The organism is Streptomyces sp. NPDC047042, from assembly GCF_040644035.1.
In the GTDB taxonomy this organism is placed as follows: Bacteria; Actinomycetota; Actinomycetes; order Streptomycetales; family Streptomycetaceae; genus Streptomyces.
The window spans coordinates 1-1,233 of sequence record NZ_JBEYVP010000121.1 but is presented as its reverse complement, the minus strand read 5'-3'; the positions used below and the strand labels follow the sequence as shown (position 1 = coordinate 1,233).

The 1,233-nt window shown below is 76.4% G+C and carries 1 protein-coding gene; it reads left to right on the top strand.

The annotated features are described in order from the left end of the window. Nucleotides 1-516 precede the first annotated feature (516 nt). Nucleotides 517-1,020 (top strand): hypothetical protein, encoded by a 504-nt coding sequence (locus ABZ855_RS48375; RefSeq protein ID WP_360820474.1) that lies wholly within the window; start codon nt 517-519, stop codon nt 1,018-1,020. Nucleotides 1,021-1,233 lie beyond the last annotated feature (213 nt).

The window sequence follows — 1,233 nt, the reverse complement described above, 5'->3', positions numbered from 1 at the left end:
ACGCCCGCGCCCGCCGGGGGGCTTTCGCCCGTCCCCCCTGACGGCGGATGGGGTGTGGGGGGGGCCCCCGGGCCCGGGGGGCCGGGCGGGGGGGGGGGGCCACGGGCGGGGGTCCGGGGGCTGGGGTCCGGGGCGAGGTCCGGGGCCGAGGCTGAGGACCGGGGCCGAGGACCGGGGCCGAGGCCGGGGGGGGGCCGGGGCCGAGGCCGGGGGGGCCGGGGCCGAGGCCGGGGGGGCCGGGGCCGAGGCCGGGGGGCCGGGGCCGAGGCCGGGGGGCCGGGGCCGAGGCCGGGGGGGCCGGGGCCGAGGTATGGGGGGGCCGGGGCCGAGGTATGGGGGGGCCGGGGCTGAGGTCTGGGGCAGAGCGCCGAGGGCCGAGAGCCGGGGCCGAGGTCGGGGGGCCGAGGGCCGGGAGGCGTCGGGGCGGCCGAGGGTTCGGGGACGGCCGGGAGAGTTGGGGTGGGGGAAGCGGCCGGGGTGGCCGACGTCGATTGACGTCATGACACCATCACCCCCGTGCTCGATATCGGCTACGCCCTCTCCAACCGCTTCCCGGACCCCCCGCAGACCGACTACCGCCGCGCGGACGTCCACGCCCTGCGCCACGACCTGTTCTGCGGAGACGTCTACCTCGCCGACACCAAGGCGGACCGGGAACTGTCCACAGCCTGGGGATGGGTGCCGGTGCTCGACTTCGCGTGGGCGCTGTGCGACATCGTGGAGCAGCTGGACCAGGACCCCGCGGGCTCCCGCGCCTCCCGCCCCCAGTACGCGGAACTGGACTTCACCGAGTCCACCGACCGCATGCTCTTCGAGCGCCGCTTCGGATGGGTGGACATCGAGTCCGACTGGATGCCGGCGGAGGAACCACCCCTCACCTTCTCCCACGCGGAGCTGCGCAGAGAGGCGAGGGACTTCCTCCACGACGTCCTGGCCGACCTGACCGACCTCCACGAGGCACTGGCCGAAAACCCGGCAATCTGGACACTGCAGGCCCGCTTCCCCAGACTCCCGAATTGAACACAAAGAGCAAACGGGTGGGCGGGTGGGAAACCCGACCTGGTCTGACCCGGCGTTACGTCTCACCCCCCGGACAAGCCGAACGAACCGCTCTTCGAGGGCACCCGGCAAACAAGCCGAGACGGGCGGGTGGGCGGGCAAACCCCCCCACTACCCCCCCCGCCCCCCCCAAGGGCCGCGCCAGCCCGCCCGCCCCGGGCGCGCGGGGGCGCG